This is a genomic window from Stenotrophomonas sp. HMWF023, from assembly GCF_003060985.1.
Classification (GTDB): domain Bacteria; phylum Pseudomonadota; class Gammaproteobacteria; order Xanthomonadales; family Xanthomonadaceae; genus Stenotrophomonas; species Stenotrophomonas lactitubi.
On record NZ_QAIJ01000254.1, the window covers coordinates 7,146 to 8,977 of the forward strand.

The 1,832-nt window shown below is 63.3% G+C and carries 2 pseudogenes; both read right to left on the reverse strand.

Annotated elements, in window-relative coordinates:
- Positions 1–751, reverse strand: a pseudogene (locus tag DBR20_RS23220) (DNA-directed RNA polymerase subunit beta'); the annotation flags it as partial.
- Between the two features lie 89 nt (positions 752–840).
- Positions 841–1,832 (reverse strand): annotated as a pseudogene (gene rpoB / locus DBR20_RS14245) (DNA-directed RNA polymerase subunit beta); the annotation flags it as partial.

Consider the following 1,832-nt stretch of genomic DNA (forward strand, 5'->3'; position numbering starts at 1 on the left):
GACGCAGATCCGGCGGCAGCACCGGCAGGACGGTCATGACCATCCACTCCGGACGGTTGCCCGATTCCAGGAAGGCTTCGATCAGCTTGATGCGCTTGGTCAGTCGCTTGAGCTTGGTTTCCGAACCGGTGCTGGCGATCTCTTCGCGCAGGCGGGTCATTTCCGACTGCAGGTCGATGGTGCGCAGCAGTTCGTACACGGCCTCGGCGCCCATGGCGGCGTCGAAGTCGTCACCGTGCTCCTGGCGGGCCTGCAGGTACTGTTCTTCGGTCAGCAGCTGGCGGCGCTCCAGGGCGGTCAGGCCCGGCTCGGTCACCACGTAGGCTTCGAAGTACAGCACGCGCTCGATATCGCGCAGGGTCATGTCCAGCATCAGGCCGATGCGCGACGGCAGCGACTTCAGGAACCAGATGTGCGCGACCGGCGAAGCCAGGTCGATGTGGCCCATGCGCTCACGACGCACCTTGGCCAGGGTCACTTCGGTGCCGCACTTCTCGCAGACCACGCCGCGGTGCTTCATGCGCTTGTACTTGCCGCACAGGCACTCGTAGTCCTTGACCGGTCCGAAGATGGCGGCGCAGAACAGGCCGTCACGCTCCGGCTTGAAGGTACGGTAGTTGATGGTTTCCGGCTTCTTCACTTCGCCGAAGGACCACGAACGGATCAGGTCCGGCGAAGCCAGCGCGATCTTGATCGCGTCGAAGTCCAGCGTCTGGCGCTGCTGGTTGAAGAGGTTGAGCAGGTCTTTCATGGTGTTCTCCAGAAGGAGGAATGCTGTGTCGATGGGCTTTCAGTTGACTGCCAGCGGCGCGGCGGCGTTGACCGCCGCGCCGGCATGGATCAGTTGTCTTCCAGTTCCATGTTGATGGCCAGCGAGCGGATTTCCTTCACAAGCACGTTGAAGGATTCCGGCATGCCCGCGACCATCTCGTGCTCACCGTCGACGATGTTCTTGTACATCTGGTTGCGGCCCTGCACGTCATCGGACTTCACCGTCAGCATTTCCTGCAGGGTGTAGGCCGCGCCGTAGGCTTCCAGCGCCCAGACTTCCATTTCACCGAAGCGCTGGCCGCCGAACTGCGCCTTGCCGCCCAGCGGCTGCTGGGTGACGAGCGAGTACGGACCGGTCGAACGGGCGTGCATCTTGTCGTCGACCAGGTGGTTCAGCTTCAGGTAGTGCATGTAGCCAACGGTGGTGTGGCGATCGAAGGCTTCACCGGTGCGGCCGTCATACAGCTGGGTCTGGCCACTGCTCGGCAGGTCGGCCAGTTCCAGCATGCGCTTGATTTCCGCTTCGGTGGCACCGTCGAACACCGGGGTGGCCATCGGCACGCCGTCGAACAGGTTGCGGGCCAGGCGCAGCAGTTCCTCGTCGCTGAACTGCGACAGGTCGACACGGTTGGCCACGTTGGTGTCATCGTGGTTGTAGATGTCGTCCAGGAACTTGCGCAGGTCGGCGACCGCCGCCTGGGCTTCCAGCATCGCCTGGATCTTGCGACCCAGACCCTTGGCAGCCCAGCCCAGGTGCACTTCCAGAATCTGCCCGATGTTCATACGCGACGGCACGCCCAGCGGGTTCAGAACGATGTCCACGGTTTCGCCCGAGGCCATGTACGGCATGTCCTCGACCGGCACCACGTTGGACACCACACCCTTGTTGCCGTGGCGGCCTGCCATCTTGTCGCCCGGCTGGATGCGGCGCTTCACGGCCAGGAACACCTTGACCATCTTCAGCACGCCCGGAGCCAGATCGTCACCGGCGGTGATCTTGCCGCGCTTGTCGGCGAAGCGACGCTCGAATTCCTTCTCGTGCGCCTGGATCTGCTTCTGTG